1 protein-coding gene is annotated in these 238 nt (G+C 79.8%); it reads right to left on the reverse strand.

The genetic code is table 11. From position 1 onward, the window contains the following. Nucleotides 1-238, reverse strand: a 238-nt coding sequence (locus MJ643_RS31245) for a hypothetical protein (RefSeq protein WP_247727393.1), incomplete at both ends; no start/stop codon positions are given.

Below are 238 nucleotides of genomic sequence, written 5' to 3' on the forward strand. Positions count from 1 at the left end.
TCGGGGCGCACCCGCAGGGGGCGCACCCCCTGGGCGGCGTCGGCCGCCTGCCGCTCGCGGATCCGCTGCAGGGCGCGGACCGCGCGGCGCCGGGCATGCAGGCCGTCGAGCGCGAGCACCGCGAAGGTCCAGGCCGCGACCACGAGGATCGCGCCGACGACGTCGCTGGGCCGGTGCCAGCCGACCACCAGGGTGCCGACGCCCGCGCCGGCCGTCCACAGCGTGCCGAGGATCGCGA

This window comes from Pseudomonas sp. PNPG3 (genome assembly GCF_023093815.1).
Classification (GTDB): Bacteria; Pseudomonadota; Gammaproteobacteria; order Pseudomonadales; family Pseudomonadaceae; genus Aquipseudomonas; species Aquipseudomonas asiatica.